The organism is Lentiprolixibacter sp. (assembly GCF_982873095.1).
Genome location: NZ_CEYNTP010000286.1, coordinates 1 through 3,223 on the forward strand (window position 1 = coordinate 1; position 3,223 = coordinate 3,223).

General features: G+C 45.3%; 3 protein-coding genes. 1 reads left to right on the plus strand and 2 read right to left on the minus strand.

Annotated elements, in window-relative coordinates:
* Window positions 1–42: 42 nt before the first annotated feature.
* Entirely contained in the window at window positions 43–471 is a 429-nt protein-coding gene (locus AC4E7D_RS13270; protein WP_490174267.1) for an FKBP-type peptidyl-prolyl cis-trans isomerase, read from the minus strand.
* 276 nt (window positions 472–747) lie between these two features.
* Between AC4E7D_RS13270 and AC4E7D_RS13275 the strand changes: the two genes are divergently transcribed.
* On the plus strand, window positions 748–1,956 hold the full coding sequence (locus AC4E7D_RS13275; RefSeq protein WP_490174268.1) for an OmpA family protein: 1,209 nt from the start codon (window positions 748–750) through the stop codon (window positions 1,954–1,956).
* An 84-nt stretch (window positions 1,957–2,040) separates the two neighbouring features.
* On the opposite strand, the gene AC4E7D_RS13280 is transcribed toward AC4E7D_RS13275, so the two are convergent.
* On the minus strand, window positions 2,041–3,096 hold the full coding sequence (locus tag AC4E7D_RS13280; protein WP_490174269.1) for a BspA family leucine-rich repeat surface protein: 1,056 nt from the start codon (window positions 3,094–3,096) through the stop codon (window positions 2,041–2,043).
* Window positions 3,097–3,223: the final 127 nt, after the last annotated feature.

Genomic DNA, 3,223 nt, shown 5'->3' on the forward strand with positions numbered 1-3,223 from the left:
GCCCTTAAAGGCGGTTTTTAAGTCTTGTTTGTAACTGGCGGGCTATTCGATCTCCACGACCTGTAGTTCGAAGATCAGATCCTGTCCGGCCAGCGGGTGGTTGGCGTCTACAACAATGTGGTCTTCCTGTACCTCGGTTACCCGCAGTTGTCTTTCAGAACCGTCCTGACCTTTGGCAACCAGGCCCATGCCTACTTCAGGTTTGATGGTGTCTGGTATATCTGTGTTTTGTATGGCCTGGAACAGTTCTTCCCGCACCTCCCCATAGGCTTCTTCCTTGGGGATAGTAATGGTTTTCTTTTCGTTCAGCGCCATATCCAGTAAGCCATTTTCAAAACCGGGAATAAGGCTTCCCTGCCCCAGGGTAACCTTGAGCGGCCCCCTGCTTTCCGTGCTGTCAAATACCTGTCCGTTGGTCAGTTTGCCTGTGTAATGCACCTGTATGGTGTCATTTGCTTTTACTTTACTCATGTTGTCTTTATCTCTCTGATTATCAATTTATATCCGTACAAAGCTAGGAATTCCCCGATGGCTGGACGAATAATTACAAGGAAATACCGCGACTTAAGGAAAACTTAACTTTTTTATTGCTCAGGCCGGGATTTGAATGCTCCAGGCTTTTTTACATTATTCTTCACATGACACCCATCATTGCCCAGGCGCAGCTTTTTCCCAAACTTTGATCCTTGTGTTCGGTTAGCAGTTTAATCGAACCTGCACAACACCATTTTATTAAAGACTACTGCCATGAGAAAAACACTAATATTTGCGTTTCTGGGGGCATTTCTGCTCGCCCCGGTAAGCGCTGAAGCACAGGTGCTGAAAAAGCTAAAGAAAAAAGTTGAGCGGAAAGCAGAGAAAAAGGTCGATAAGGAGATCGACGATGCCCTTAAAAAAGATAAGAAGGACCCTAAAGAAGAGGAAAAAAAGGGCGAAGAAAAGAAAGGCACACAAGAAAAACAAGGGGAAGGCCAGCAAGACCAAAAACCGGTGCTTAACTGGGCGAAATACGATTTTGTCCCCGGGGATAAGGTGATCTTCGAGGACAACCAGGTGGGTGAAGAGAACGGAGAGTTCCCCTCACGCTGGGATTTGGTCCATGGAACGGCAGAAAATGCCGTATTCGGTGGAGAGCCCATAATCATGTTCCGGGGTGGACAACCCGAGATCATACCCTACCTGAAAAATCCGGAAAGCGATTATCTGCCGGAGGTCTTTACGGTAGAATTCGACCTGTATGTGAATAACCCCAATTCCTTCCAGGTGTTCTTCTACGACCGGAAAAACCAACGGGCCTCGTCTAAATACAGGGACCTGGACATCCGGTACCGTGGCATGACCCTTCGTCCGGCAAGCAGCCGGATCCCCGATGGAAACATTCAGGACCGATGGGCGCATATCGCCATTGCCTATACCAACGGAAAGTTTAAGGCATATATAGATGAAACAAGGCTCATCAACATTCCCCGCCTGGATTTTGAACCCATGGGGATATCCTTGAGGGCCTATCACGCTTCGGACAATTACAAATTCTACATCAAGAATTTCCGGATTGCAAAAGGCGGGGTGAAATACTATGACCGTGTACTGCAGGATGGTAAGATCGTGGCCAACGGCATCCGCTTTGATGTCAACAAAGCTACTCTAAAGCCCGAATCCATGGGTGTAATCAACAGTGTTGTGTCCCTGATGCAAGACCACCCTGAACTGAAATTCAGTGTGGAAGGACATACAGACAGTGACGGGGATGAGGCCAGTAATCAAATGCTATCCGAGGCACGGGCCACTACCGTGATGAACACTATGGTGACCCTGGGCATCTCAGCTGATCGGTTAATCGCAAAAGGCTGGGGTGAATCTGTTCCCACAGACACCAATGACACCCCGGAAGGCAAAGCCAATAACCGCAGGGTGGAGTTTGTAAAGGTTGAAAATACGGGAAAAACCATGGGATGATTATAAAAACCCCATGATGAAAAAGATCCCTCGGATATCATATCCGAGGGATCTTTTGTTTACTGAAGGAAATAAATTCAAAGATCAATTTGGGTCACAGTTTGTGAAGTTGGGTTTGGGAAGCAGCCATTGTGGGGTAACTGTGCTAAAATTCATGCATTGGGTGACATTTGCCACGTTCCATCCGCTTAAATCCTGATTGAAAGAAGAATGGAAAAACATATAGGACATATCCTCAACATTGCTTACATCCCATGAACTTATATCCTGGTTAAATGGATTGGGATCAAGATTCACCCAAAGGTCAATACTGTGGAACATACCTTTCATTGAGGTAACATTACTAACATCCCATGCGCTGATATCTTGATTGAAAGAGGAATACGAGAACATAAAGGTCATATCAGTAACGTTACTAACATCCCAGGAACTGATATTCCCATTAAATGTAGTATCTAAGAACAATTCACTCATGTTTAAAACCTTGGTCGTACAAACTGTGGTAACATCCTCATTATTCTCAATCATTTCTCTCAACATTTCTTCATCTACAATGGTATAGGTAACACCATTGACTTCTCCCACATGCCCTACTGGGCCCCATTCGTAGCACTTAATAGTAATTCCATTGCTATCCAGGTAGATGGCAGAAGTTACAATACATCCCTGCTCATTGACTTCTTCACCTTCAGGAGTATCTGGACAATTATCCAGATCGTCTATTACTCCATCCCCATCGGTATCTGTCTCTGAAGCGGAGCAACCCGTAGCATCCACAGCTTCACCCGGGGGGGTACCCGGACAGGCATCTATATCATCAGTTACTCCATCGTTATCACCATCTGATTTCACGAAGACTACAGTTACATTCATATCGGCTCCCATGGTAACTATAATGGGATTATCTGTATTTTGGAGATCTCCTGCCCATTCCCTGAACAGGTATCCGTTTGCAGGGGTAGCCTGCAGTGTAACCACAGTTCCCTCCTGAAAGACACCGCCATCAGGGGAAACACTACCTCCGTCTAACGGTGTTACAGAAACGGACAGGATAAACTTTTCAGGATCTTCATCTTTAGCACAGGTAAGTAACAGGAACAGGGCCGGTATAATCAGAAATATTCTTTTAAACGATTTCATGGCAAATACTTTTTTGAATGATCACTTAAGGTTATCCTGCATGGACACACCGGAAATTGCATCAGATACCTCGGATATCATATCCGAGGTATCTTTAGTTGTACAGATAATTAAGTGAGTGTATCAA